This window comes from Aeromonas sp. 604443 (assembly GCF_049170315.1).
GTDB lineage: Bacteria > Pseudomonadota > Gammaproteobacteria > Enterobacterales > Aeromonadaceae > Aeromonas > Aeromonas veronii_A.
On record NZ_JAAKMI010000008.1, the window covers coordinates 140,903 to 165,669 of the forward strand.

A 24,767-nucleotide genomic window follows, 5' to 3' on the forward strand; every position below is an offset into this window, starting at 1 on the left:
CGAAGCTATCAACGACCCGGCTGATAGATCTGGTCAAACAGACCGCCCTGGGCGAAGTGTTTCTTCTGGGCTTTCTCCCAATCCCCTTCCAGATCCTTGACGGTAAAGAGGGCAAGCTGCGGGAACTGGGCTGCCGTCTCCTTCAGGATCGCCGGGTTGCTGGGGCGATAGTGATGTTTGGCGACGATATGCTGCCCCTCGTCAGAGTAGAGATAATCGAGATAGGCCTTGGCCACCGCTTCGGTACCGTGCTTCTTGGCCACCTTGTCCACCACCGCGACCGGCGGCTCCGCCAGAATGGAGACCGAAGGCACCACCAGCTCGAACTTGTCGCTGGCACCCGCCTGACCAAGCACCAGCAGGGCTTCGTTCTCCCACGCCAGCAGCACGTCACCGAGACCGCGCTCGGTAAAGCTGGTGGTGGCACCGCGGGCGCCTGAGTCCAGCACCTTCACGTTCTTGAATAGATCGCCGACAAACTGCTTGGCCCCCTCTTCACTGCCGCTCTTCTTCAGGGCATAGCCCCAGGCGGCCAGATAGTTCCAGCGTGCCCCGCCGGAGGTCTTGGGGTTGGGAGTCACGATGGCGACATCCTTGCGCACCAGATCATCCCAATCCTTGATCTGCTTGGGATTGCCCTTGCGCACCAGGAAGACAATGGTGGAGGTATAGGGCGAGGCGTTGTTGCCGAGGCGGCTCTGCCAGTCGGCAGCGGTCAGCCCCGCCTTGGCGATGGCGTTGACATCGTAGGCCAGCGCCAGCGATACCACGTCGGCCTCCAGTCCATCCACCACAGCACGGGCCTGCTTGCCGGAGCCACCGTGAGACTGGCTCACCACCACGTCGTCGCCGGTTTTGGCCTTCCACTCCTTGGCAAAGGCGGCGTTGTACTCCTGAAACAGCTCGCGGGTCGGATCGTAAGAGACGTTGAGCAGGCGGATCTCGGCGGCATTGGCCTGACCAAATGCCAGCAGAGAGAGCAGGGTCAGGGCGGTCATTCGCAGTTTCATGGTGATTCTCCATATCTTGTTGGGTTGAGAACAGCATGCCGTGGAGTTGTTATGCCCAGAAGAAAGAAATAACTCTTTGCTTATCTCTTTTGCTCATATCAACTCAGCCACCCGCACCGGGAGCCGGACGCAGACTCTGTGAGCCATGCCCCTCTGGCCCCTTGCTCGCTGTGCCATCATGGGAACAAGGCAGGCAGATGACGAAAAGGAAGTCGTTATGTGGATCAATGCAGAACCGGTCAACGGAGCCCTGGTCTCGTTGGCCATCGGCCTTATCATCGGGCTGGAGCGGGGTTGGCAGGTGCGCCAGCTGGGGGATAACCAGCGCATCGCCGGGATGCGTACCTACGGCCTTATCGGCCTGCTCGGCGGGGTGTGCGGTTTGCTGCTGCCCACCCTGGGCCCCTGGCTGCCGCTGCTCGGCCTGCTGGCGGTGGTGATCGGTTGTGGCCTCTCGGTCTGGCTGGCCCAACGCTGGCAGGGGGAGTTCGGCCTCACCAGCTCGGTCGCCATGCTGCTCACCTATTTGCTGGGGCTGATGTCGGTGCTGCTGAGCCCGAGCGAGGCGGTCGCCTGCGCCGTGCTGGCTGCCCTCTTGATGGGGCTCAAGGGCAAGATCCAGCAGGGGATGCTGTTTCTGAGCGAAACCGAGTTCCACGCCACCTTGCGTTTTCTGCTTATCTCGCTGGTGCTGCTGCCGGTGCTGCCCAACGAGGAGATGGGGCCCCTCGATGCCTTCAACCCCTTCAAGATCTGGCTGATGGTGGTGGTGATCGCCGGCATCTCGTTTTGTGGCCACTTCGCGGTGCGGCTGCTCGGCACCCGCGCTGGGCTGGTGCTCACCAGCATACTGGCGGGATTGGCCTCCTCCACCGCTCTCACCCTGCAGTTCGCCCGTCTCAACAAGGAGCAGGGCGGGCTGGAGCGACTGCTGGCTACCGGCATCCTGCTGGCAGGGGCCACCATGTGGCTGCGGCTGCTGGTACTGGTGCTGCTCATTCACAGCGAACTGGCGATGCGCCTCATCGCCCCCCTGTTGCTGCTGGCCACCACAGTCTACGGCTTTGCCTTCTGGTTCTGGCGTCAGCGCGAGGAGCTGACTGACGGCCCGGTGCAGCCGGAAACCAGCAACCCGCTCGATCTTGCCACCGCCATCAAGTTCGGCCTGCTGCTGGCGCTGATCGGCTTTATGGCCACCCTGCTGCAAGACAAGGTGGGCAACTCCGGGGTCTACCTGCTGGCGCTGGTGTCGGGGATCACCGATGTGGACGCCATCACGCTGTCGCTCTCCCAGCTCTCCCACAAGGAGCTGGCGCTGGAGGTGGCCGCCCGCGGCATCCTGCTCGCCGGGCTGGTCAACTCGCTGGTGAAGGGGCTGCTGGCCCTCGGTATCGGCGGTCGCAGTCTGGGGCTGCGGGTGCTGCTCCCTTACTTCATCTCGGCCCTGCTGATCCTGCCCCTCGTCTGGCCCGCAGGTTGACGGGGATCACCTGCAACAAGTGACAGACTGACGGCGCCCCTGACAGTCACGTATACTGCCTGCTCTTGCAGCATGAGGAGGTAGCAATGGCGAGCGACTGGGACAAGGTACTGGCTGGCGGGGCACTGGATAGCCAGAGCGAGGAGATAGCCAACGACCGGATCCGCGGTCAGGCGCAGCTGGCCCGGCTCAATGGTTCACCTGCAGGCGATGCCCCTCTGCGCCAGCAGATCTGCCGCGAGCTCTTTGGCCACTGCCCCGACTCCTGCTGGATCAGCACGCCGTTTACCTGCGAATTCGGCCGCAACATCCATATCGGCGAGAAGACCTTCTTCAACTTCAACGTCACCATTCTCGACGTGGGCGAAGTGCATATCGGCAGCCATGTGCTGCTGGCCCCCAACGTGCAGATCTACACCGCCACCCACACCATGAACTATCTGGAACGACGGAACTGGACTGCCTACAACAAGCCGGTGCGGATCGGTGACGACTGCTGGATTGGCGGCGGCGCCATCATCTGCCCCGGCGTCACCATAGGGCCGCGATCCATTATTGGCGCGGGCGCCGTGGTGACCCGCGACATCCCGGCCGACTCGGTGGCGGTGGGCAATCCGGCCAAGGTGATCCGCAAACTCAAGCAGGATGAGGAGCGCTGCTGGGAGCTGGCCCAGTGATGGCGCTGGCACTGCTGCCACTGGGCGCCGCCCTCTGGCTCGGCCTCGGCGAGCAGCAGTGGTGGCCGCTGGCCGTGTTGCTCTTCATGAGCCTGCTCACGGTAGTCGCCTACGCCTGGGACAAGCGGCAGGCGGTGCGCGGTGAATGGCGCATTCCCGAATCTCGCCTGCACCTGCTGGAGCTGTGCGGCGGCTGGCCGGGGGCACTGGTGGCCCGCCAGTGGCTGCGTCACAAGACCCAGAAGCGCAGCTACCGGCTGGTCTTCTGGTTTATCGTGCTGCTGCACCTCACCCTGTGGGCGCTCTGGGTCGGGCGGCCACTCTGGCAGCAATAGCCAACTGCATCACAAAGGCGAAACGGGGCCCATTGCGGCCAATTGGCGGCTGTGAGAAAACAGAACAGATCCCATCAGCGTTTTCGCCGTTTATAGACGACAAGGAGTCGTGACATGACCATGTGGACAGGCATAGTCCTGATCGTATTTATCAGCCTATTGTTCGGATACCTCGGCAAGCGAGCCCGCTACCAGATGGGGGATGCACGCATCACCGACCGCCTCGGCAAGCAGGATATGATCATCAGAGAATTGCAGGAGCGGATCGCCAATCTGGAGGCGATCGTCATCGAAGAGGAGAAGCGGCGCCCGTTTCGGGAGCTGTGATTTTTCGCCATCAGGCGTCAGATAACCAAAATTCAAATCAAAGAAAGAGGGCTGCATGATGCAGCCCTCTCTTGTTTGAACTGCTTCAGATTGCCAACGGCAGCAACTCGGCATAGTCGCGGATCGCCGGAAAAGCGGTAATGCTCTGCTCCGGCTTGCAGCTATCCGGATTCTGGATCGCCAGCTGATAGCCGATACCATAGTCGGCGGCAGCCCGCAGGATCCGCTCGCTATCATCCACAAACAGGGTGCGGGCCGGATCGAACGCCAGCCGCTCGGCCAGTGCCTGCCAGCAGTGCTGGCTCTCCTTCGACCAGCCCAGTTCGTGGGTACTCACCATCAGATCCAGATGGTCGCTCAGCCCCAGCTGCGCATCCTTCACCGACAGGCTGGCGGGGTGGGCATTGGTGAAAAGCACCAGCTGTTTGCCCGCGGCGCGCAGCGCGGCCAGAAAGGGGATGGCGTGGGGACGCCACTGGATCTTCGCCAGCAGCTCCTGCTTGAGGGCCCGAATGTCGAGCCCCAGGGTCTCGCTCCAGTAATCCACGCAGTACCAGTTCAGGGTGCCGTTGACGGCGTGATAGTGGACGTCGATCTGCGCTTTGGCTTCATCCAGCGGCAGGCCGAGCCGCTCGGCGTAACGCTCCGGCACCAGCTGCTGCCAGAGGTGGTTGTCAAAATGCAGATCGATCAGGGTACCATCCATATCGAGCAAGACGGTATCAATCTGGTGCCAAGGCAAGGTGGTGGAGCGGGAGTGTGGCATCGGGCCTCTTGAGCGCGGATCTCGGAAAACGGGGCGGCAGTATAACGGATTTTTCCTCCCCCTTTGCCATCCCTGGCCCGTGGTGTTCGGTGTGAGAGTCGTTTACTCTTGAAGCACGATTTTTTAACGAGCCGTCACCCCTGATGAGTGAGCACCACAAAAGCCCCCCCGAACAGATTTCGATCGACCAACTGGATCATCCCAAGAGCAAGCCGGAGATCCTCAAGGCCGATATCGTGGCCGAGAGCCGACTGTTCAAGGTGGAATCGCTACACCTCAAGTTCTCCAACGGCGAAGAGCGGGTCTACGAGCGGATGCGCGGCGGCAATCGTGGCGCCGTCATGGTGGTGCCGCTGTTCGATGCCCACACCCTGCTGCTGGTGCGCGAATATGCCGCCGGCACCCACTCCTACGAGCTGGGCTTTCCCAAGGGGCTGATCGACCCGGGCGAAGATGCCTTCGAGGCGGGCAACCGGGAACTGATGGAGGAGGCGGGCTTTGGCGCCAACAGCCTGACCCTGCTCAAACAGGTGTCGCTGGCGCCCGGTTACTTCTCCAGCCGGATGGACATTTTGCTGGCGCGGGATCTCTTCCCCGAGCAGCGGATCGGCGACGAGCCCGAACCGCTGGAAGTGATCCCCTGGCCGCTGAACCGGATCGACGAATTGCTAGCGCGACCCGACTTCACCGAGTCGCGCAGCATCAGTGCCCTGCTCCTGGCCCAAAAGTGGCTGGCGGAGCAGGCAGAGTAGCCCGCAGACGGGCAGTTAACAGACAGAGGATAACGAGATGCAGGAGTTGTTGGCCTGGGTGCCGGGGGTCAAGGAGATTGCCCGCGAAGCCGGAAGGATCCTTCACGACATCTATCATGGCGGTCAGTTCGAGCGTCAGCTGAAGGAGGATGCCACTCCGGTCACCAGTGCCGATCTTGCTGCCGATGCCTACCTCAAACAGGCGCTGTCGGCGCTCACTCCCCATGTGCCGGTGCTGACCGAAGAGGCGGCCGACATCCCCTTCAGCCAACGATCCAACTGGCGGCAGTACTGGCTGGTGGATCCCCTCGACGGCACTGGCGAATTTATTGCGGGCAGCGGCGACTTCGCCACCCTGATCGCCCTGGTGCGGGACAATGTGCCGGTGCTCGGGGTCATCTACGCCCCCGAGTCCAACGTGCTCTACTGGGCGGTGCGCGGCTACGGCGCCTTCAAGGAGGTGAATGGCGAGGTACTGCCCATCAGCGCTATGCATCACGAGCATGACCAGCCCGACTCGCTGGTAGTAGCCATCAGCCGCCGCCAGAAGCTGGAGAACCTCACCCGCCGCCTCAACCCGGCCATCAACTACGAGCTGATCCCGCTTGGCTCCAGCTCCCTCAAATCCTGTCTGGTGGCGGAAGGGGCTGCCGATTGCTACGTACGACTAGGCCCCACCGGCGAGTGGGACACCGCCGCCGCCCAGTGCATCGTCGAGGCAGCCGGTGGCCGTATCCTCAGCCTGGCGTTGCAGCCACTCAGTTACAACGAAACCGAGTCGCTGGAGAACCCTGACTTTATCGTGATGGGGGATCCGGATCTCGCCTGGGGCAACATTCTGGCCCACTAGGCGGATAGCGATGTCATCACACCAGACAAGCAGGCGGCCCGATGGCCGCCTGCTTTTTCAGGGAAGTTGCCCCGGGTGATGGCCGGTGTGATCCGCTGGTCAAGGCGCTCTTGAACAGCGTGATACGCTGGCAAAGAAGCGAAATGATAGTGAAACATCACAATTGGTCGGCGAGAAATGGTGCGATTTTTCACGTAATTCTGAAAACACCTTATTAGCCAAAATAAAAAAATGATCGCAGATAAAAATTTGGTTTTATATTTCACAAAAATCACCATTGTCAGTTTTGTTGCATTCTGTGACCAAGATTCCATTCCCAATCTCGCTGGCTAAACCCCGCAATGGCAGTGATATGTTTCAGCCCCGCTTTTTGAGAATTAAATCCCGATAAACCACAATTAACTCAGATTAAAACACTGACAAAAAGTGAATTAGTAATGAGTTTATCTGTAGAGGCTACCAAGGAGCTATCCGGTTCCTGCTCCACCACTGCCAGCACCACCCGCTGGCGCCGTCACGACACCCACTGGGTCATCAGCCTGTTTGGCACCGCCGTTGGCGCCGGCATCCTGTTCCTGCCCATCAATCTGGGTCTGGGCGGCATCTGGCCTCTCGTCATCGTCGCGGTACTGGCAGGCCCCATGACCTTCCTCGCCCACCGCGGGCTGGCGCGCTTCGTGCTCTCCTCGTCACGCCCCCACGCCGACTTCACCGAAGTGGCGGAGGAGCATTTCGGCAAGATGGCTGGTCGCCTCATCTCGGCGCTCTACTTCCTCTCCATCTTCCCGATCCTGCTCATTTACGGGGTCGGGCTGACCAACACGGTGGAGAGCTTCATGGTCAACCAGCTCGGCATGGCGACCCCGGATCGGGTGATGCTCTCCGGCGTGCTGGTGTTCGCCATGATCGCCGTGATGCTGGCGGGGGAGAAAGCGATGCTGCGCGCCTTCGCCTTTATGGTCTATCCGCTGGCAGCCATTCTGGCGGCCCTCTCCTGCTACCTGATTCCTCAGTGGCAATGGCCGGAAGTGACCGCATTTGAGGGGGTCAGCTTCCTCAACACCGTCTGGCTGGCGCTGCCGGTGACCGTGTTCGCCTTCAGCCATGCCGCCGCCATCTCCGGCTTTGCCAACGTACAGCGCCGTGAATATGGCGAGCAGGCCGAAGCCAAGAGCGGCCTGATCCTGCGCAACACCACAGTGATGCTGGTGGGCTTCGTGCTGTTCTTCGTCTTCTCCTGCGTGCTGAGCCTCTCACCAGCCCAACTGGCCGAAGCCAAGGCCCAGAACGTCTCTGTGCTCTCCTATCTCGCCAACATCACCGACAACCCGGTGATCGTGACTCTGGGGCCGCTCATTGCCTTTATCGCCATCAGCTCCTCCTTCCTCGGCCACTTCCTCGGTGCCCGCGAAAGCCTCAAAAGCCTGATCGCCAAGCCCACCGGCCTGCCGCTGGCCAAGGCGGACAAACTGGGTATCGCCCTGATGTTCTTCTCTATCTGGAGTGCCGCCGTCATCAACCCGGGCATTCTGGGGCTGATGGAGACCCTTTCCGGCCCGGTCATCGCCATGATCCTGTTCATCATGCCGGTGATTGCCATCTACAAGGTGGATGCGCTGGCCCGCTTCCGTCACGGCTGGACCAACGGTTTTATCCTGCTGACCGGGTCGCTGGCGGTATCGGCGCTGATCTTCAGCCTGTTGAAGTAACGACTCGCAGCAGATAACAAAGAGAGGCGACCCCGGGGTCGCCTCTCTTGTCTCTGTTCGGGCGTGAACTCAGCCCAGCTTGGCGCCGTTCTCCACCGCCTGCTCGGGAATGGCCATCACCACGGCGCCATCTGGCCGGTAGAAACCGGTCAGCAGAAACTCCGACTGAAACGGCCCTATCTGCTTGGTCGGGAAGTTGACCACGGCGATGATCTGGCGGCCCACCAGCTGCTCTGGCTGGTAGAGGGTGGTGATCTGGGCACTGCTCTTGCGAACCCCCAGTTCGGGGCCAAAATCCGCCCACACCTTGTAGGCCGGTTTGTGCGCCTCGGGGAACGGCTCGACCCGCACCAGAGTACCCACCCTCAGCTCCACCATCTCGAAATCCTGCCAGCTAATCGTCTCCATTTCGGCTCCAGTTTATCGTGCACCTTGCATGACCCGCAGCATGGCCCAAAGAGAGCATCCCGTCTTCGGCGATCAGCCGCTTCGTTACGGCAGGCGGCCGTTTTGTTGGCGCCAGAGGGATGGAATGAGCCCGGTCTCGGCCAGGAAGCGCTCGCTGAAGGCCCCCTGATTCTGGTAACCACAACGGCTGGCAATCTCGCCGACGGGCAGCTGCGTGCAGGCAAGCAGGGTACACGCCAGCGCCATGCGCCGACTGCGAATGTAGTGGGAGACGCTCATCCCCAACTGCTGGCGAAAAGCGAGCTTGAACTGGCTCTGGCCAAGGCAGGCGATGGCGGCGAGTTGCTGATTGGTCAGCGGGGCGGCGAGGTTGGCATCGATATGGCGTTGCACCTTGAGGATGCGGGCGGCAAGACGCGGCGTGGCTGCGCTCTGCATCCCCTGCCCTTCAGCCAGCAGGGAGAGCCACACCAGCTCCATGCCCGCCACCTGTCGCCCTTCGGCCACCATGCGGTGCAGAAACGCGAGGTAGTGGCGCTGGGGCCCATCCAGCTCGATAAAGGGGTGAGCTGCCAGATCGCCGGGCAGCCAGTCGCTCTCCTGCACCAGAAACGAAAGCGCAGGATCGGCGGCGTAGTCGTGTCGCTCACCGGGGGCGATGATGCAGGCAGAACCGGGGGCAAGCCTACGCCCCCGGCCCTGCACCTCGATCTCGAGGGGGCCGTCGAGGGGGATCACCAGCTGGGCAAAGTCGTGACTATGGCTGCAGACATGGTGGTGATAGTGGCGCAGGCTGAAGCGGGACATGGCAGATAGCAATGACGCGGCCAGGGCCGCGTCATTGGGGGTTATTCCTTGTCGAAATCTTCGATCTCTTTGCCCAGCGCTTCCATGATGGCGCGCGCTTCGGCAGGGACGCTGTCCGGATGATCCTTGCGCAAATCTTCGTCGCAAGGAAGCGGCTGGCCGGTGAAAGCGTGCAGGAAGGCTTCACAGAGCAGCTCGCTGTTGGTCGCATGACGCAGGTTGTTCACCTGACGGCGGGTGCGCTCATCGGTCAACACTTTCAACACCTTGAGCGGGATCGAGACGGTAATCTTCTTGACCTGTTCGCTCTTCTTACCGTGTTCCGCGTAGGGGCTGACGTAGTCGCCGTTCCACTCTGTTCCCATGACTCACCTGTTCTCATTTAGCCGTGAGCGCGGATTTTAACCCTTAAGGAAATTAATGGCAATCCAACAGCAAAGCCATTTAGACGTCTAGAAGTGTTGACGGCCTTTTTAAGCTGGCGTAGTGTGGTTCATCATGATGCCAGCATTGGCACGATTGCGTGTGGCAAAAGCAGCGTGGCAGGAAGAGCGGCCACCGTCCAGAGAGATCAAGGAGAGAAACATGACCCACAAGGCCACCCTAGCGGTTCGCACCGGGATTGAGACAGACCAGCAACACGGTGCCGTGGTGCCCCCCATCTACCTCTCCAGCAACTACACCTTTGCCGACTTTGGCGAGCCCCGTCAATACGATTATGCCCGCTCCGGCAATCCGACCCGCACCAATCTGGCGAACGCGCTGGCGGCGCTGGAAGGGGGCGCTGGCGCCGTGGTCACCGGCACCGGCATGGGCGCCGTCCATCTGGTCACCACAGCACTGCTCAAGGCTGGGGATCTGCTGATTGCCCCTCACGACTGTTACGGCGGCACCTGGCGCCTGTTCGAGTATCTGGCGGCCAAGGGCCACTACCGGGTGCAGTTTGTCGATCAGGGGGATGAGGCCGCACTGGCCGCAGCTCTGGCGCAAAAACCTGCGCTGGTATGGGTCGAGACACCCTCCAACCCGCTGCTGCGGGTGGTGGATATCAGCGCCATCGCCAGCGCCGCCCACGAGGTGGGTGCACAGGTAGTGGTGGACAACACCTTCCTCTCCCCCCTGCTGCAACAGCCGCTCGCACTTGGTGCCGATGTGGTGGTGCACTCCACCACCAAGTACATCAACGGTCACTCAGACGTGGTGGGCGGGGTGGCGATTGCCAAGGAGGCCGCACTGGCCGAGTCGCTGGTGTGGTGGGCCAACTGTCTGGGGCTCACCTCCGGGGCATTCGATTCCTACCTCACCCTGCGCGGCCTGCGCACTCTGGCCCCCAGATTGCGCACCCATCAGGAGAACACCGATCGCATCCTCGCCTTCCTGCAACGACAGCCGCTGGTGAAACGCATCTATCACCCCAGCCTGCCGAGCCATCCGGGCCACGATATTGCGCGCCGTCAACAGTCCGGCTTCGGCGCCATGCTAAGTTTTGAACTCGATTGCAGCGAGGCGGGCATTCGCGCCTTCCTCGCGGCCCTCGCCCTCTTCTCGGTGGCCGAGTCTCTCGGCGGAGTGGAGAGTCTGGTGGCCCATCCGGCCAGCATGACTCACAGGGCCATGACCCCGGTCGCGCAGCAGGCAGCAGGTATCAGCGCCCAGCTGCTGCGGTTGTCGGTCGGTATTGAACACGGTGAAGATCTGGTGGCCGATCTGGCACAGGCTTTTGCACAGGCGCAGCAGGCAGAACAGGTAGCGAAGTAATGGAACAGCAGCAACAAGGAGAGATCGCGGTGGCAACAGAAGCAGGCTTGAAGCGACGTCACGTCCACAAATTCGGTGGCAGCAGTCTGGCGGATCCGGTCTGTTATCGCCGGGTCGCCAGCATCATTGAACAACAGGTGGGTGGGGATGAACTGATCGTAGTCTCCGCCGCCGGCAAGACCACCAACCGCCTGATCCAGCTGGTGGAGCTGGCCGAAGCAGGTGATGAAGCCGCTGGTGAAGCTATCTCCGCCCTTCACGCCTATCAGCAGGGGCTGATCGACGGCTTGCTGGAGGGTGAACTGCAGCTCGATCTGAGCAAGCAGCTGGCCGACGACATGCAGCTCATCGCCAAGACGCTTGAGGGGCAGTTTGACCGCTTCGCCCGCAACGGCCTGCTCGCCTTTGGCGAGGTGTGGTCGGCGCGCCTGCTGGCTGCCCTGCTCACCAGCCGCGGCGACAAGGCTATCTGGCTCGATGCCCGCAGCTTCCTGCGTGCCGAGGATGGCGCTCTGGTCAAGGTGGATACTGCGCTCTCCAGCGAGCTGCTCAAGGCGCGACTTGCGGAGCATGCCGGTCGCATCGTTGTGACCGGCTTTATCGCTGCCGACATGGAGGGGCGATCCCTGCTGCTCGGCCGCAACGGTTCCGACTACAGCGCCAGCCTGTTGGCGCTGCTGGCGAACGGCGAATCCACCACCATCTGGAGCGACGTGGCCGGGGTCTACAGCGCCGACCCGCGTCGGGTGAAAGAAGCACGCCTGCTGGAGCGCCTGAGCCTCGCGGAAGCCAACGAGCTGGCCCGTCTTGGCTCCTCGGTATTGCACTCGCGCACCTTGCAACCTGTGGCCGACAGCCGCCAGCGCCTCACTTTGCGCTGCAGCTACAACCCGGACGAGGGCTGTACCCATATCCTGCGCCGCGCCCCCCGCTCCGGCGGCGCCCGCATCGTCTCCTCGGTGGATCAGATCGCCCTCATCGAGCTGAAGGTGCTGCCGCAGACCAACTATGAGCAGACGGTGGCCACCATCGAGGCCCATCTGGCCCGTCACCGCCTCAACCCGCTCACCCTGCAGCGCCAGCCGGATCGCCGGATCCTGCGCCTCGCCTACACCCTCGAGGTAGCACAGGGCGCCTTCGAGCTGCTGCGCGACTTCCAGCTGCAAGGGAGCTTCACCGGCCTCATCCAAAAAGAGGGGTTCAGTCTGGTTGCGCTAGTCGGAGCCGGGGTCACCGACAACGCGGAGCAGTGTCACCGCTTCTATCAGCTGCTGGCGGATCAACCGCTGGAGTTCGTACAGGTGGCCCGAGATGGCCTGAGTCTGGTGGCGGTGCTGCGTCAGGTAGTGCTGGAGCCGCTGCTCATCGCCCTGCACAGCGCCCTCTTCAGCCGCCCGACCCGGGTTGGACTGGTGGTGTTCGGCAAGGGCAATATCGGCGGCCACTGGCTGAGCCTCTACGCCCGCGAAAAGGCACGGCTGGAACATGAACTCAATCTGGCGCTCACCCTCTACGGGGTATTCAGCTCGGAAGGGGGCCTGCTCGATGAAGAGGGGCTCAACCCCCTGAAGGTACAGGACAACTTCAATCCCAAGCCGCTGATCTGGCCGGAGTTGCTCTCCCAGCTTGAACAGCACGGCTTTGATGCACTGGTTGCGCTGGACATGACCGCCAGCGAAACGGTGAGCCGCTACTATCCGGATTTTGCCCAGCTCGGCATTCATATCATCGCCGCCAACAAGTTTGCCGGTGCCGCCGACAGCGAGTTCTACCAGCGCATCAAGCAAACCTGCCGTGACCATCAGGTGCAGTGGCGCTACAACGCCACCGTGGGCGCCGGGCTGCCAATCCAGTCCAGCATCCAGATGCTGCGTCAGAGCGGCGACCGCATTCAGGGGGTCTCCGGCATCTTCTCCGGCACCCTCTCCTGGCTGTTCCAACAGTATGACGGCACTCGCCCTTTCTCCGAGCTGGTGGACGAGGCGTGGCAGCACGGCCTGACCGAGCCGGATCCCCGCGAAGATCTCTCCGGTCAGGATGTGCGGCGCAAGCTGCTTATTCTGGCGCGGGAAGCAGGCTTCGAGCTCGACTCCGCCGATATCGAGCTGGAGAATCTGGTGCCCGTTACGCTGCGCAAGGTGACCGCCGATCAGTTCATGGACAGACTGAAAGAGCTGGATGACCCGATCCAGACCGCCTTCGAAGGGGCCAAGCGCCTCGGCAAGGTCCTGCGCTACGTCGCCCGCTTTGAGCATGACGGCAAAGCACGAGTCGGGCTGGAGGCGCTGGAGCCCCATCACCCGTTTGCCAACCTCTTGCCGTGCGACAACATCTTCGCCATCGAGAGCGACAGCTATCGCACCAACCCGCTGGTGATCCAGGGGCCGGGGGCGGGTCGGGAAGTGACCGCCGCCGCTATCCAGTACGATCTGTGGCAGATCTGCGCCAGCCTCTAAGGTGATATGCAAAGGGAGCAGCACTCAGCTCCCGCGCACAATAAAAAAGCCCGAGTCGATGACTCGGGCTTTTTGCAGAATGCCGCTTCGATTAGGAGAAGCAGGCCTGCAGCACGTAGAAGATGGCGATAGCCAGAATGGCACCTGCAGGCAGGGTGATGATCCAGGAGACCACGATGTTGCGCAGTACCCCCAAGTTCAGCGCCGCAATGCCGCGCGCCAGACCGACACCCATCACAGCACCGACGAGGGTCTGGGTGGTGGAGATGGGCAGACCGGTACCGGAGGCAATCACTACGGTCGCGGCAGTCGCCAGCTGGGCGGCAAAACCACGGCTCGGGGTCAGGTGAGTGATGCCGGTACCGACCGTCGCCATCACCTTCTCGCCCATGGTCGCCAGACCGATCACGATACCGATACCGCCGAGGGGCAGGATCCACCAGGCAATGGCTGCCTGACTGGAAATCTCGCCACCGGAAGCCACGATAGAGGCCACCGCAGAGAGCGGGCCAATGGCGTTGGCCACATCGTTGGAGCCGTGGGCAAAGGCCATGGCACAGGCGGTGATCACCATCAGGATGCCGAACACCTTCTCCACGTTGGCGAAGTGCATCTTGCTGTCATCCTGCGGGTTGTACTTCTGACCGCGAATGTAGATCCAGCCGGCAAACGCCACTGCGATGGAGATGGCGATGGAGAGCAGAATGCCCTCGCCATCGCTCAGGTGCAGACCGACGTGGGTCAGCCCCTTCTTGATGGTCACCAGACAGATCACCAGCGCAGTCAGGAACATGTAGAACGGCACATAGCGCTTGGCGTTGTTCAGGGGATCATCAGTGTTGAAGATAAGCTTCTGCACGCTGATGAACATGAAGTAGGCGATGACACCTGAGATGGCCGGGGTGATGACCCAAGAGCCGACGATGCCGCCAAACTTGCTCCACTGCACCGCTTCCGGGCCAATGCTCACCACCGCAAAACCGACGATGGCGCCGATGATGGAGTGAGTGGTGGATACGGGCCAGCCGAAGTAGGAGGCGAGGATCAACCAGGCGCCTGCCGCCAGCAGGGAGGCGATCATGCCGAGCACCAGCAGATCCGGTGTATCGGCAAAGGCGTTGCTGTCGATGATGCCGTTACGGATGGTGGCCGTCACTTCGCCACCGGCCAGATAGGCACCGGCAAATTCGAAGATCATGGCAATGATGATCGCCTGACGGATGGTCAGGGATTTGGTGCCGACCGATGTTCCCATGGCGTTGGCCACGTCATTCGCGCCAATGCCCCAAGCCATCAAAAAGCCGAACAAGGCCGCCACGAGCACCAGAGTGGTGCCGTAATTCGCGATAATGTCCATTAATAGTGTTTACCCAGTCAGTCGATTACGAACGAGCCAGCATCAGTTCCAGACGGGCGCCTACGCGCTCGGCCTGATCTGCCAGGTCACCTACCCATTCGAGGATCTTGTAAAGGAACATCACATCAATCGGATTGTAGTTCTGCTCAACCGCTTGCAGCTGTTGGCGCAGTCCAATCTGCATGGTGTCTGTATCGTCCTCGATCAGATCCAGCTGGTGGATCATCTCGGCAACCATTTCCACTTCCCGTCCTTTGAAGCCGGTCTCGAGCAGCTCGTCGAGCTCCCCGATCGCTTTCTCGGCCTGAGCGGTCGCATCAATACAACGTTTGAGGTAAGCCATGAAATCCGTCCGCATTTCAGCGGGGAACTCCATGCGACGGCCAAGCATGCGGCCGGAGATATCCTTGGCACGGTTGGCAATCTTGTCTTGCTGGGTCAACAGCTCCAGCAGGTCGGTACGTGCAACCGGCAGGAACAGGCCGCGAGGCAGTTTCAGACGGATTTCACGCTTGAGGGTATCTGCCTCTTTTTCCAGTTGGGCGATCTGCTGCCGGATCTTCTCGGCATCTTCCCAACGGTCTTCGGCAACGGCGTCAAAGAAAGGAACCAACTGCTGTGAGCACTGGTGAACCTTGACGATATGCTTCTGCAGCGGCTTGATGGGGGACTTGGCAAAAAGCCCCAAAATAGTATTTACTGGCATGGCCAAACCTGTGTCGGTGAAAAAACACTCGATACGATTTTATGAGGCGCGCATGGTAACCGAACTGCGCCCTCAATTAAACCGCGAATTAATCTAGTCGTCTCGCGGGCATTATATCCCCGCGACCCGAATCCTGCCCCCCAAAGTTGCCTGCCAGCCCGGAATGACTATGCAAACTGAGATCGAGATAAAGTTTTTTGTCGCCCGCGACATTCAAGCCAAGTTATCCAACCTGCTGAATTCTCTTGAGATTAAAGAATCGTCACAACAGCAGCTCGGCAACGTCTATTTCGATACGCCGACCCTAGCTCTGCGCCAGCTGGAGATGGGACTGCGGATCCGCCGCTGCAACGCCTTCGCCGAACAGACCATCAAATGCCGTGGCCAGGTGGTGGGCGGCCTGCACGCCAGACCCGAGTACAACACCCCCGTGAGCGGCGATCTGCCGACCCTCTCGGCCTTTCCCGATGAAATTTGGCCGACCCTGACCGAGCGTGACCACATTCAGCAGCAGCTGGTCGCCCAGTTTCGCACCGACTTCCTGCGCCGCCACTGGCTGATCGTCTTCGAGGGGGCCGAGATTGAGCTGGCCTGGGATCAGGGCGAGATAGTCGGCAGCCAAGGCAGCACCACCATCAACGAACTGGAACTGGAGCTCAAATCAGGCGCTACCGCGGCGCTGTTTGCGCTGGCCCAACGCCTCGCCAGGATCGGCGGGCTACGCCTTGGCGCCCAATCCAAGGCTCAGCGCGGCTATCGACTGGCTGGTCTTGGCAAACCGCTGTCCCTGCAGGCGCTGCTCGAGCATGAAGGTATGGATGGCATAACGGGGGTAAGCGAGGGGCTGGGTCACTGGCAGCACCACGAGCAGCTCTGGCTGGAGCATCCTCAGGATAAAGGCATTCAACAGCAGGCACTCGCGGCCCTGTGCCAGGGGATCGATCTGGTCGCCCGCACTGCGGCCGCGCTGCCACAACCCGCACCTTGGCTGCCAGCTCTGACCAGCCTGCACGCCCATCTGCAAGCCCAATCGGACGAGCAAAACGAGTGGCCTGCCGAACTGGCCGATCTCTTCCTCTATCCGGCGTATGTCGAGTTGCAGCTGGCCATCGCCGCCTGGCTGCATCACGCAGCCTGAGTGGTGCGATGTCGTAAATAAAGGCCAGAAACAAAAGCCAAAAACAAAACGGGTGAGCCTTGGCTCACCCGTTTTGCATTACAGCAGGTTGAGCTGCTGCATGGCGCTGCGAATGCGCTCGCGAGTCGCCTCCGACAGCGGCATCACCGGCAGGCGACACTCCTCGCTGCAGAAACCGAGCAGGGAAGCGGCATATTTGGCACCGGCCGGGCTCGGCTCGGCAAACATCGCCTGATGAAGCGGAATCAGCTGGTCTTGCAGTTCACGCGCTTCTTGCCACTTGCCGGCCAGCGTGAGGTTCTGCACCTCGGCCACCAGCTTGGGGGCCACGTTGGCGGTCACAGAGATACAGCCCTGACCACCGCCGATGTTGTAGGCCACAGCCGTGGCATCTTCACCGGATAGCCAGGCGAAAGGCTTTTTGATCAGCTGGCGTTCGGTCCAGGGGCGCGCCAGATCGCCAGTGGCGTCTTTCACCCCGGCAATACGCGGCAGTTCCGCCAGACGGGCCAGGGTCGCGGGTTGCACGTCAACGATGGCGCGCGGCGGGATGTTGTAGACGATGATCGGCTTGGCGGTGGCATCGTGTACCGCCTTGAAGTGGTGGTAGAGCCCCTCCTGATTGGGACGGTTGTAGTAACCGGCTACATGCAGAGTGGCATCAGCCCCCACCCGCTCGGCATGGAGGGTGTACTCGATGGCTTCGACCGGATTGTTGGAGCCCGCTCCGGCAATCACCGGAATGCGACCAGCGACCTGTTTGACCACCAGCTCCACCACCCGGCAGTGCTCGTCATGGGTCAGGGTCGGGCTTTCACCCGTGGTGCCCACCGGCACAATGCCGTGAGTACCCTGCTCGATATGCCACTCAACCAGACGCAGCAGCGCCTCTTCATCCAGCTTTCCCTGTCGAAACGGGGTGATCAACGCAACGATTGAACCTTGAAACATGGGATCTCCTTCTCCTAAATGACGCGCATATGGCAATAAAAAACCCCGGTACGATGTGCGCAACCGGGGTTTGAAGCTTCTCAGGGATGAGAGGTTACGCGCGAACGTCGGCAGGCCCGAATTTCAGGCTTTTTTTGTGCTTTCGTTTCAACCCGTTGAACCGCATTTCGTCATCTCTGGTCAAAAAATGGTGTCTGGGCATATTTCGGGAACACGGCATAAATGTCAAGGCGAAAGGGGCTATGTATAATGGCCGCCCAAAATTGCGTGGAGAGACCCGATGAGCAGCCCAATCAGTGCCGTCAGCCAGATGCTGGAACGAAACCAAGCCCTCTTTGTCGGCAAGCGGCTACTTGTCTGTGGCGCGCTGGAGGATGACTACCCCCGCCAGCTGGTGAGCCTGGCCCGGACCCTGACCGTCTTTACCACCGATTACTGCTACTACCGCAGCCAGCAGGCCGCCCTCGGCGAGGCTATCCTGTTCGACCACCAGCTCGGCGGCGCCCCGCGCTTCGATGCCCTGTTACTGCTGATGCCCAAGGCCAAGGCCGAGGCACAATATCTGCTGGCCATGATGACCCCCTTGCTGGAAGCGGGTGCCGACCTGTTCCTCGCCGGTGAAAACCGCGGCGGCATCAATGGCGCCGACAAGCTACTGGTCCCCTATGGCGAAAAGCCGATCAAGCGCGATTCGGCCCGCCGCTGCTCCCTCTATCATGGTGAGCTCTGCAAACCGGTCGCCCCGTTCGATCTGGATAGCTGGTTTGGCCGCTATCAGTGCAAGGCCGGTGATACCGAACTGACCGTGCTGGCGCTGCCCGGCGTCTTCAGCGCCGCCGAGCTGGATCTCGGCACCCAGATGCTGCTGGCCGCCGTACCGCCGATGAAGGGCGAACTGCTCGATTTTGGCTGCGGCGCCGGGGTGATTGGGTCCGTGCTGGCCAAGCGCAATCCGGATCTGCAGGTCAACATGGTGGATATCAGCGCGCTGGCGCTCGAATCGAGCCGCCGCACCCTGGCGATCAACGGTCTGAAGGGCAAGGTCACCGCTTCCGATGTCTATTCGGATGTCTCCACCCGTTTCCAGCACATCGTCTCCAACCCGCCATTCCATGCGGGTCTCAAAACCTTCTATGCGGCGACCGAGCAGTTCCTGGCCAAGGCGCCGGAATTTTTGCTGCCAAATGGTTCGCTGACCATTGTTGCCAACGCCTTCTTGCGCTACCAGCCTATACTGGAGACACACTTCAAACGGACTGAAGTGATCAGCAGTGATGCCAAATTCAAGGTCTATCTGAGCAAAATGTAAATAAGTGTAAGCAGCACAATAAAACAGCTAGAGAGCGCCATCCGGCATCTGATAAGGTATTAAGCACACGATAAAAACCACCCCTTTAGGGGTGTTTTTATACCGAACATTGAAAACCTTTTCATGTTGTTAATTCAGGGAGAGAAATACGATGGCAGGCATTTTGACCATGATCCTGGCTGGTGGCGAAGGTACTCGCCTGCAGCCTCTGACCACCACCCGCAGCAAGCCTTCCGTCCCCTTCGGTGGCAGCTACCGGCTAATCGACTTTGTCCTCAACAACTTCGTCAACGCCGACTTTCTGCGCATCTATGTACTGACCCAATTCAAATCCCAGTCCCTTTACCTGCACATGAAGAAGGGGTGGAATATCGTCGGCATCACCGACCGCTTTATCGATCCCATCCCGGCCCAGATGCGGATGGGCAAACGCTGGTATGACGGCACCGCTGACGCCATTTATCAGAACCTCGGCTTTATCGAGCGGGCCGAACCGGATCACGTCTGCATCTTCGGCTCCGACCACATCTACAAGATGGATGTGAGCCAGATGGTCACCTTCCACAAGCAGAAGAACGCCGCCATGACGGTCGCGGCCCTGCGCATGCCCATCGAAGAGGCGAGCGCCTTCGGGGTGATCGAGGTGGATACCGAAGGGCGGATGATCGGCTTTCAGGAAAAGCCGAAGCAGCCCAAGCACATTCCCGGCGATCCGACCCAGGCGCTGGTCTCCATGGGCAACTACATCTTCGAGACCGATGCCCTCTGCCGCGAGTTGAAGCGGGATGCCGCCGAGGAGAACTCCAGCCACGACTTTGGCAAGGATGTGATCCCGAGCCTCTACCCGCGTGCCCCCGTCTATGTCTATGACTACAGCACCAACGTCATCCCCGGCGAGAAACCGCACGTCTACTGGCGGGATGTGGGCACCCTCGACTCGTATTGGCAAGCGCACATGGACCTGGTGGCCGACAATCCTCCCTTCTCCCTCTATAACCGCAAGTGGCCCCTACACACCCACTATCCAGCGCTGCCACCGGCCACCTTCATCGACAGCGACGAGTGCAAGGTGAAGATCGCCAACTCGCTGATCTCCGCCGGTTGCTTCATTCAGGGCAGCCAGATCCAGCGATCCATCCTCGGTTTCCGCTGCAATATCGGCGCGTGCAGCCATATCAGTGAGTCCGTGCTGCTGGGGGATGTGAAGATTGGTGAAGGCTGCTCCATCCGGCGCGCGATCATTGATAAAAATGTTGAAATTGCACCCGGCACCGTTATCGGTGAAAATCTCGACCACGATAGAGAGCGATTTACCGTATCCGAAGGCGGTATCGTGGTGGTACCTAAGGGAGCAAGAGTTGGCTATTAACCCACTGAAAATCCTGTTTGTTGCCTCGGAGGTTGAGGGGCTGGTCAAGACCGGGGGCCTGGCCGATGTCGCCAGAGCCCTGCCGATGTACCTGGCCCAGAAGGGGCATGATGTCAGGATCATGCTCCCCTTCTACAAGACGATAAAGCGACGGGATGAGGCCAGACTGGTCGCTTCTCGCTGGTTGCCAACCCATCCGGGACTGCCGGATATCGGTTATCGCATCTACCAGATGGAGCTGGATGGCGTCTGCGTCTATCTGCTCGATTGCCCGCAATATTTCGATCGTCCCCAGCTCTACGCCGAGAACAATCAGGCCTATCCGGATAATGGCGAGCGCTTTGCCTTCTTCTCTGCCGCGGCCCTCCATGCCTGCGAGCAGCTTGGCTTTGCCCCGGATATCGCCCACTGCAATGACTGGCACACCGGCCTGCTGCCACTGCTGCTAAAAACCCGCCACGCTCACAACCCCTTCTTCCAGCAGACCCGCAGCGTGATCAGCATTCACAATGCGGCGTTTCAGGGGGTGTTTGGCCGCGAGCAGTTCTGGGCCATGCCCGAGATCGCCGACTACGAACGCCGCATCAACTACGACTACGGCCACGTCAATCTGCTCAAATGCGGGGTGCTCTACGCCGACAAGATCAATGCGGTCAGCCCCAACTATGCCCAGGAGCTGCTGACTCACCTCGGCGCCCACGGCATGGCGCATATCTTCCAGCAGCGGGCCGCGGATCTCTGTGGCATCCTCAACGGCTGCGATTACAAGGACTGGGATCCGGAGTTCGACGAATTCCTGCCTGCGACCTACAGCATCGACAACATGGCTGGCAAACAGATCTGCAAAGAGAGCCTGCAACAGGAGGCGGGGCTGGCCGTGGCGGACTTGCCCATCTACGGCATGGTTTGCCGCCTGACCGAGCAGAAGGGCGTTCCCCTGCTGCTCCCTGCGCTGGAGAAATTCCTCCACCATCAGGTACAAGTGGTGATCGTCGGCTCTGGCGATCCTGCGCTCGCCACGCAACTGCAAACCATGGCCCGGGATTATCCGGGCAAGCTCGCCTTCATCAACACCTATGACGATCGACTGGCTCATCTGGTCGAAGCCGGTGCCGACTTCTTCCTGATGCCCTCGCTGTTCGAGCCTTGCGGCCTCAACCAGATGTACAGTCTCGCCTATGGCACCCTGCCACTGGTGCGCGCCGTGGGTGGTCTGAAAGATACCGTGGTGGATTGGGATGCCGATACCGAGCATGCCACCGGCTTCTGCTTTAACGATCCGACTGCCGCCATCCTGCTCGATACCATGCGCCGCAGCCTGCTCTATTTCCTGCAGGACAAAGAGCGTTTTGCCAAGGTACAGCGCAATGCCATGAGCACCCGCTTCAACTGGCCTGACTCGGTCACCCAGTATGAACGGATGTATCAGAGCGCATTGGGCCGTTACTGAATGCCAAACGTCAGCTGATTGCTGAAGTTTTGTACCCTTGGCGCCACTTTGGGCGTCAACAGCGAAAAAAGTCCCCTTTGGCTGTTGACGCTCCCCCAAAACTCTATAGAATCCCCCTCCGCAGTGATGCGAAGGTGGCGGAATTGGTAGACGCGCTAGCTTCAGGTGTTAGTGTCCCACGGATGTGAGGGTTCGAGTCCCTCTCTTCGCACCAATACTGCCATGCTGATTCAGCAGCATGTAAATCCAACTAGAAAACCCGAATGTGCGAAGGTGGCGGAATTGGTAGACGCGCTAGCTTCAGGTGTTAGTGCCCCCCGGGTGTGAGGGTTCGAGTCCCTCTCTTCGCACCATGCTTCTCCAGACAGCATGCAAATCAAAACTGGTAAGACAATGTGCGAAGGTGGCGGAATTGGTAGACGCGCTAGCTTCAGGTGTTAGTGTCCCACGGATGTGAGGGTTCGAGTCCCTCTCTTCGCACCATGCTTTATCCAGACAGCATGTAAATCCAGACTGGAAACCCGAATGTGCGAAGGTGGCGGAATTGGTAGACGCGCTAGCTTCAGGTGTTAGTGCCCCCCGGGTGTGAGGGTTCGAGTCCCTCTCTTCGCACCATGATTCTGACATGTAAACACAGAGCAATGCGCTCCAACCGCATTTAAAAACCAGCTGGAGAAAATCAGTGTGCGAAGGTGGCGGAATTGGTAGACGCGCTAGCTTCAGGTGTTAGTGTCCCACGGATGTGAGGGTTCGAGTCCCTCTCTTCGCACCATTCATTACGCAAAAGGCCCATCACGAAAGTGATGGGCCTTTTGTTTTTACTCCTTGTTATGGCTATGCTTTTGACGACTGCCCGCTCATCGTCATGCCAAGGAACGCATATGATACTGGATACCGACATTCACAACTTTTACGAACATCTGGTGCTCAAGGAGATTGAGAAACAGGGGCTGCAGCAAAAACTCAACAGCGATCAGATGGCCGATCTCTGCTGCCTCACCCTCAACCAGCTTCCGGCCCACTATATTCGACACAATGTCGACATGATCTACTTCCTGACCGACGCCAAGCGCACCGAAATGGAAAAGCTGGTGGTCGAATCGCTCAAGGTGGCACAGCAGAAGATCAAGCTGGCTCCCGTCAAAAGCTCATAACCAGGGCTGCTGCCAGAGCAGGGTAACGATACCGGTCAACCCGGCCACTGGCAGCAAGATCAAGGCGGGCCGCAATCCGGGCTCCAGCATCACCCAGGCAGCCAGCAGAAAACCGGCACTCCAGGTGCCGTACTCTTTATCCTGACCCCATGCGAGTACAGCCACCGCCACCAGCAACATCATACCCCGCAATATCCAGCGCATTGTTTTCTCCCCAATCAACAATTGATAATAATTATCACCTTCATCTACTGGGGATGCAAGTGGCGCCACAAGAAGGATTCGTATGTGACCCCTTGTGTCAACAGGCCGCTCAAAAACGGGTTATGAGATCAACTAATTTGTGATTTTTTCAATCAAATGTGCATTTTTGCCAATTTGATGGGGCTTTAACCCGCCGGGTTTGTGGTAGATTGCGGCCTCTTTTTGGGTTGCCTCCTCGGGATCGATGTATCCACAGGACGAGAGGGAGTGACCTTGGCGAGCAAGAGTTTAGGAAGTATCTATGCAAAACCAACAAAACCACATCCGACTACCGGGCATGGCACAGGTGTTTGCCTGTCTGGCCATTTTCCTGGCCCTGGCATTCTCGTTCACCAGCGTGCTCGATCTGCCGATCCAGTTGGCGTTGTTCATCGCCTGGTTCGTCATCATGGGGCTTGGCATCAAACTCGGCCACGATTACAAATCCCTGGAACAGGCAGCCGTTGACGGCGTTGCCAAGGGAATGGGGGCCATCCTGATCCTGGTCTCCGTCGGTGCTCTGGTCGGCACCTGGATTGCCGGTGGCATAGTCCCCAGCATCATCTACTTCGGCCTCAAGGTGATTCACCCGTCCATCTTCCTGCTGGCGACCCTGATCATCTGCTCCCTGACCTCGCTGGCCACCGGCACCTCCTGGGGCTCTGCCGCCACCGCCGGTATCGCCATGATGGGGATCGGCCACAGCCTCGGCGTGCCTGCGCCGCTGGTAGCCGGTGCCGTGCTCTCCGGCGTCTATTTTGGTGACAAGCTCTCTCCGCTCTCCGACTCAGTAGTGCTGGCTTCGACCATGTCCAACGTCGACGTGGTGGAGCATATCAAGGGGATGCTGCCTATCAGCCTGCTCTCCTATGTCATCACCGCCGTGCTGTTCACCGTGGTGGGCATGCAGTATTCGGGTAATGTCAGCCTGGAGCAGGTCAATCTGGTGATGGAGGCTCTCGACAACCAGTTCAACATCACCCCGCTGGCCATAGTCCCCGTGGTGCTGGTGCTGGGTCTGCTGGCCAACCGCAAGCCCGCCTTCCCGGTGATCAGCTTCGGCGCCCTGCTGGGCCTGATCTGGGCCATCGCCTTCCAGGGCATGGATCCGGTCAAAGCGATGCACTCAGCTTATAGTCCGTTTGCCATCACCTCCGGCATCGATTTTATCGACAACATTCTCGGTCGCGGCGGCATGGAGTCCATGCTGGGCTCGGTCGCGGTCATCATCTTCGGTCTCGGGTTTGGCGGCCTGCTGGAGAAGGTTGGCATTCTGGAAGTGATCGCCAGCGCCTTCGAGAAGCGCATCAATAGCGTCGGCAGCCTGACCAGCCACACCATCGGCACCGCGTTTCTGGCCAACGTGTTCGGCTCAGCCATGTATGTGTCGCTGATCCTGACCCCCAAGATCATGGCCAAGAACTACGACCGACTGGGACTGGCGCGCAAGAACCTCTCTCGCAACGCCGAGTTTGGCGGCACCCTCACCTGCGGCATGGTGCCCTGGAGCGACAATGGCATCTTCATGGCCGGGGTACTGGGAGTGGCCACCCTCGACTACCTCCCCTACATGTGGCTGAGCTTCACCTGCATCATTGTGACCATCACCCTCGCCTACATGGGCAAGGCGGTGAACCGGATCCCGCTGGTCGCGGCGGCAAGCTCCCGCTAAGCCATCCTGCAAACAACAAAGGCGCCATCAAGGCGCCTTTGTTGTTTCAGAGAAATGCTGTTTGATGGAGCACACTGATCACC

The 24,767-nt window shown here is 60.2% G+C and carries 25 protein-coding genes and 5 tRNA genes; 20 read left to right on the forward strand and 10 right to left on the reverse strand.

Annotation, left to right across the window (positions count from 1 at the left end; translation table 11 throughout):
- Positions 1-8 precede the first annotated feature (8 nt).
- Positions 9-1,010, reverse strand: a complete 1,002-nt coding sequence (locus tag G5380_RS12950) for a sulfate ABC transporter substrate-binding protein (protein WP_128814869.1) — start codon at positions 1,008-1,010, stop codon at positions 9-11.
- Between the two features lie 217 nt (positions 1,011-1,227).
- Here G5380_RS12950 and G5380_RS12955 point away from each other — a divergent pair, with 217 nt between their 5' ends.
- From G5380_RS12955 to G5380_RS12970, 4 genes are all read left to right on the forward strand, one after another.
- Entirely contained in the window at positions 1,228-2,490 is a 1,263-nt protein-coding gene (locus G5380_RS12955; protein ID WP_216952134.1) for an MgtC/SapB family protein, read from the forward strand.
- A gap of 86 nt (positions 2,491-2,576) precedes the next feature.
- Positions 2,577-3,167: a sugar O-acetyltransferase gene (locus tag G5380_RS12960; protein WP_216952135.1), complete on the forward strand. Its 591-nt coding sequence runs from the start codon at positions 2,577-2,579 to the stop codon at positions 3,165-3,167.
- Positions 3,164-3,502: a DUF1294 domain-containing protein gene (locus G5380_RS12965; RefSeq protein ID WP_216959552.1), complete on the forward strand. Its 339-nt coding sequence runs from the start codon at positions 3,164-3,166 to the stop codon at positions 3,500-3,502. Before G5380_RS12960 ends, G5380_RS12965 begins: the two co-directional genes overlap by 4 nt.
- A gap of 114 nt (positions 3,503-3,616) precedes the next feature.
- Positions 3,617-3,829, forward strand: a complete 213-nt coding sequence (locus G5380_RS12970) for a hypothetical protein (protein ID WP_040067337.1) — start codon at positions 3,617-3,619, stop codon at positions 3,827-3,829.
- An 85-nt stretch (positions 3,830-3,914) separates the two neighbouring features.
- On the opposite strand, the gene yrfG is transcribed toward G5380_RS12970, so the two are convergent.
- A complete protein-coding gene (gene yrfG, locus G5380_RS12975; protein WP_203977625.1) occupies positions 3,915-4,595 on the reverse strand; it encodes a GMP/IMP nucleotidase in 681 nt (226 codons plus the stop codon).
- 143 nt (positions 4,596-4,738) lie between these two features.
- Between yrfG and nudE the strand changes: the two genes are divergently transcribed.
- Both nudE and cysQ read left to right on the forward strand, forming a co-directional pair.
- Complete coding sequence (nudE, locus tag G5380_RS12980) at positions 4,739-5,347, forward strand: ADP compounds hydrolase NudE (RefSeq protein ID WP_216959555.1); 609 nt, start codon at positions 4,739-4,741, stop codon at positions 5,345-5,347.
- Between the two features lie 37 nt (positions 5,348-5,384).
- The gene (gene cysQ, locus G5380_RS12985; protein ID WP_005357849.1) at positions 5,385-6,197 is read left to right on the forward strand and encodes a 3'(2'),5'-bisphosphate nucleotidase CysQ; all 813 of its coding nucleotides are present in this window, start codon (positions 5,385-5,387) and stop codon (positions 6,195-6,197) included.
- Here the strand turns inward: cysQ and G5380_RS12990 are convergent.
- Entirely contained in the window at positions 6,194-6,511 is a 318-nt protein-coding gene (locus G5380_RS12990; protein ID WP_227341469.1) for a hypothetical protein, read from the reverse strand. The two genes, cysQ and G5380_RS12990, sit on opposite strands and share 4 nt — an antisense overlap.
- Before the next feature lie 123 nt (positions 6,512-6,634).
- Between G5380_RS12990 and G5380_RS12995 the strand changes: the two genes are divergently transcribed.
- Positions 6,635-7,906, forward strand: coding sequence for an aromatic amino acid transport family protein (locus G5380_RS12995; protein ID WP_216959562.1), 1,272 nt, complete (start codon positions 6,635-6,637; stop codon positions 7,904-7,906).
- A gap of 69 nt (positions 7,907-7,975) precedes the next feature.
- Here G5380_RS12995 and G5380_RS13000 read toward each other — a convergent pair whose 3' ends face one another.
- The 3 genes from G5380_RS13000 to metJ form a co-directional block, all read right to left on the reverse strand.
- Positions 7,976-8,314 carry a tRNA-binding protein gene (locus G5380_RS13000; RefSeq protein WP_216952140.1) on the reverse strand — a complete coding sequence of 113 codons (339 nt, stop codon included), beginning with the start codon at positions 8,312-8,314 and terminating at the stop codon, positions 7,976-7,978.
- Between the two features lie 84 nt (positions 8,315-8,398).
- Positions 8,399-9,121, reverse strand: coding sequence for a helix-turn-helix domain-containing protein (locus G5380_RS13005; protein ID WP_421352795.1), 723 nt, complete (start codon positions 9,119-9,121; stop codon positions 8,399-8,401).
- 41 nt (positions 9,122-9,162) lie between these two features.
- Complete coding sequence (gene metJ, locus G5380_RS13010; protein WP_005343046.1) at positions 9,163-9,486, reverse strand: met regulon transcriptional regulator MetJ; 324 nt, start codon at positions 9,484-9,486, stop codon at positions 9,163-9,165.
- Between the two features lie 220 nt (positions 9,487-9,706).
- Between metJ and metB the strand changes: the two genes are divergently transcribed.
- Entirely contained in the window at positions 9,707-10,879 is a 1,173-nt protein-coding gene (gene metB, locus G5380_RS13015) for a cystathionine gamma-synthase (RefSeq protein WP_216959569.1), read from the forward strand.
- The gene (locus tag G5380_RS13020; protein WP_421206144.1) at positions 10,879-13,335 is read left to right on the forward strand and encodes a bifunctional aspartate kinase/homoserine dehydrogenase II; all 2,457 of its coding nucleotides are present in this window, start codon (positions 10,879-10,881) and stop codon (positions 13,333-13,335) included. The genes metB and G5380_RS13020 overlap by 1 nt, the downstream gene beginning before the upstream one ends.
- Positions 13,336-13,426: 91 nt before the next feature.
- Here G5380_RS13020 and G5380_RS13025 read toward each other — a convergent pair whose 3' ends face one another.
- Together G5380_RS13025 and G5380_RS13030 are read right to left on the reverse strand one after the other, a co-directional pair.
- Complete coding sequence (locus tag G5380_RS13025) at positions 13,427-14,692, reverse strand: inorganic phosphate transporter (protein ID WP_042053268.1); 1,266 nt, start codon at positions 14,690-14,692, stop codon at positions 13,427-13,429.
- 25 nt (positions 14,693-14,717) lie between these two features.
- On the reverse strand, positions 14,718-15,398 hold the full coding sequence (locus G5380_RS13030) for a TIGR00153 family protein (RefSeq protein ID WP_100654622.1): 681 nt from the start codon (positions 15,396-15,398) through the stop codon (positions 14,718-14,720).
- Between the two features lie 169 nt (positions 15,399-15,567).
- Between G5380_RS13030 and G5380_RS13035 the strand changes: the two genes are divergently transcribed.
- Complete coding sequence (locus G5380_RS13035; protein ID WP_421346798.1) at positions 15,568-16,536, forward strand: inorganic triphosphatase; 969 nt, start codon at positions 15,568-15,570, stop codon at positions 16,534-16,536.
- Between the two features lie 78 nt (positions 16,537-16,614).
- Here G5380_RS13035 and dapA read toward each other — a convergent pair whose 3' ends face one another.
- Positions 16,615-17,487 (reverse strand): 4-hydroxy-tetrahydrodipicolinate synthase, encoded by an 873-nt coding sequence (dapA, locus tag G5380_RS13040; protein WP_005357833.1) that lies wholly within the window; start codon positions 17,485-17,487, stop codon positions 16,615-16,617.
- A gap of 280 nt (positions 17,488-17,767) precedes the next feature.
- On the opposite strand from dapA, the gene rsmC reads away from it, so the two are divergent.
- The 9 genes from rsmC (at position 17,768) to G5380_RS13085 (ending at position 22,769) form a co-directional block, all read left to right on the forward strand.
- Positions 17,768-18,796: a 16S rRNA (guanine(1207)-N(2))-methyltransferase RsmC gene (gene rsmC / locus G5380_RS13045; RefSeq protein ID WP_421209293.1), complete on the forward strand. Its 1,029-nt coding sequence runs from the start codon at positions 17,768-17,770 to the stop codon at positions 18,794-18,796.
- Positions 18,797-18,947: 151 nt separating this feature from the next.
- Entirely contained in the window at positions 18,948-20,165 is a 1,218-nt protein-coding gene (gene glgC, locus G5380_RS13050; protein ID WP_005340236.1) for a glucose-1-phosphate adenylyltransferase, read from the forward strand.
- The gene (glgA, locus tag G5380_RS13055; protein ID WP_421255273.1) at positions 20,155-21,615 is read left to right on the forward strand and encodes a glycogen synthase GlgA; all 1,461 of its coding nucleotides are present in this window, start codon (positions 20,155-20,157) and stop codon (positions 21,613-21,615) included. Before glgC ends, glgA begins: the two co-directional genes overlap by 11 nt.
- Before the next feature lie 128 nt (positions 21,616-21,743).
- Positions 21,744-21,829: transfer RNA gene (locus G5380_RS13060), tRNA-Leu, on the forward strand.
- Positions 21,830-21,882: 53 nt separating this feature from the next.
- A tRNA-Leu gene (locus tag G5380_RS13065) sits at positions 21,883-21,968 on the forward strand.
- A 44-nt stretch (positions 21,969-22,012) separates the two neighbouring features.
- Positions 22,013-22,098 (forward strand) — tRNA-Leu (locus tag G5380_RS13070).
- 46 nt (positions 22,099-22,144) lie between these two features.
- Positions 22,145-22,230 (forward strand) — tRNA-Leu (locus G5380_RS13075).
- Between the two features lie 71 nt (positions 22,231-22,301).
- A tRNA-Leu gene (locus G5380_RS13080) sits at positions 22,302-22,387 on the forward strand.
- 109 nt (positions 22,388-22,496) lie between these two features.
- On the forward strand, positions 22,497-22,769 hold the full coding sequence (locus G5380_RS13085) for a late competence development ComFB family protein (protein WP_421352796.1): 273 nt from the start codon (positions 22,497-22,499) through the stop codon (positions 22,767-22,769).
- Here G5380_RS13085 and G5380_RS13090 read toward each other — a convergent pair.
- Entirely contained in the window at positions 22,764-22,973 is a 210-nt protein-coding gene (locus G5380_RS13090; protein ID WP_005357820.1) for a hypothetical protein, read from the reverse strand. The genes G5380_RS13085 and G5380_RS13090 overlap by 6 nt on opposite strands.
- Before the next feature lie 301 nt (positions 22,974-23,274).
- Between G5380_RS13090 and nhaC the strand changes: the two genes are divergently transcribed.
- Positions 23,275-24,684, forward strand: a complete 1,410-nt coding sequence (gene nhaC / locus G5380_RS13095; protein ID WP_005357819.1) for a Na+/H+ antiporter NhaC — start codon at positions 23,275-23,277, stop codon at positions 24,682-24,684.
- Positions 24,685-24,767: the final 83 nt, after the last annotated feature.

Bases quoted from the DNA above. Each gene is read 5' to 3' on its own strand.
- G5380_RS13030 (WP_100654622.1), bottom strand. From the start codon at position 15,398: ATGCCAGTAAATACTATTTTGGGGCTTTTTGCCAAGTCCCCCATCAAG.
- G5380_RS12955 (WP_216952134.1), top strand. From the start codon at position 1,228: ATGTGGATCAATGCAGAACCGGTCAACGGAGCCCTGGTCTCGTTGGCC.
- G5380_RS13085 (WP_421352796.1), top strand. From the start codon at position 22,497: ATGATACTGGATACCGACATTCACAACTTTTACGAACATCTGGTGCTC.
- G5380_RS13025 (WP_042053268.1), bottom strand. From the start codon at position 14,692: ATGGACATTATCGCGAATTACGGCACCACTCTGGTGCTCGTGGCGGCC.
- yrfG (WP_203977625.1), bottom strand. From the start codon at position 4,595: ATGCCACACTCCCGCTCCACCACCTTGCCTTGGCACCAGATTGATACC.
- G5380_RS13090 (WP_005357820.1), bottom strand. From the start codon at position 22,973: ATGCGCTGGATATTGCGGGGTATGATGTTGCTGGTGGCGGTGGCTGTA.
- nudE (WP_216959555.1), top strand. From the start codon at position 4,739: ATGAGTGAGCACCACAAAAGCCCCCCCGAACAGATTTCGATCGACCAA.
- metB (WP_216959569.1), top strand. From the start codon at position 9,707: ATGACCCACAAGGCCACCCTAGCGGTTCGCACCGGGATTGAGACAGAC.
- nhaC (WP_005357819.1), top strand. From the start codon at position 23,275: ATGCAAAACCAACAAAACCACATCCGACTACCGGGCATGGCACAGGTG.
- rsmC (WP_421209293.1), top strand. From the start codon at position 17,768: ATGAGCAGCCCAATCAGTGCCGTCAGCCAGATGCTGGAACGAAACCAA.
- G5380_RS12950 (WP_128814869.1), bottom strand. From the start codon at position 1,010: ATGAAACTGCGAATGACCGCCCTGACCCTGCTCTCTCTGCTGGCATTT.
- dapA (WP_005357833.1), bottom strand. From the start codon at position 17,487: ATGTTTCAAGGTTCAATCGTTGCGTTGATCACCCCGTTTCGACAGGGA.
- metJ (WP_005343046.1), bottom strand. From the start codon at position 9,486: ATGGGAACAGAGTGGAACGGCGACTACGTCAGCCCCTACGCGGAACAC.
- cysQ (WP_005357849.1), top strand. From the start codon at position 5,385: ATGCAGGAGTTGTTGGCCTGGGTGCCGGGGGTCAAGGAGATTGCCCGC.
- G5380_RS13020 (WP_421206144.1), top strand. From the start codon at position 10,879: ATGGAACAGCAGCAACAAGGAGAGATCGCGGTGGCAACAGAAGCAGGC.
- G5380_RS13000 (WP_216952140.1), bottom strand. From the start codon at position 8,314: ATGGAGACGATTAGCTGGCAGGATTTCGAGATGGTGGAGCTGAGGGTG.
- G5380_RS13035 (WP_421346798.1), top strand. From the start codon at position 15,568: ATGCAAACTGAGATCGAGATAAAGTTTTTTGTCGCCCGCGACATTCAA.
- G5380_RS12990 (WP_227341469.1), bottom strand. From the start codon at position 6,511: ATGGAATCTTGGTCACAGAATGCAACAAAACTGACAATGGTGATTTTT.
- G5380_RS12970 (WP_040067337.1), top strand. From the start codon at position 3,617: ATGACCATGTGGACAGGCATAGTCCTGATCGTATTTATCAGCCTATTG.
- G5380_RS13005 (WP_421352795.1), bottom strand. From the start codon at position 9,121: ATGTCCCGCTTCAGCCTGCGCCACTATCACCACCATGTCTGCAGCCAT.
- G5380_RS12995 (WP_216959562.1), top strand. From the start codon at position 6,635: ATGAGTTTATCTGTAGAGGCTACCAAGGAGCTATCCGGTTCCTGCTCC.
- glgC (WP_005340236.1), top strand. From the start codon at position 18,948: ATGGCAGGCATTTTGACCATGATCCTGGCTGGTGGCGAAGGTACTCGC.
- G5380_RS12960 (WP_216952135.1), top strand. From the start codon at position 2,577: ATGGCGAGCGACTGGGACAAGGTACTGGCTGGCGGGGCACTGGATAGC.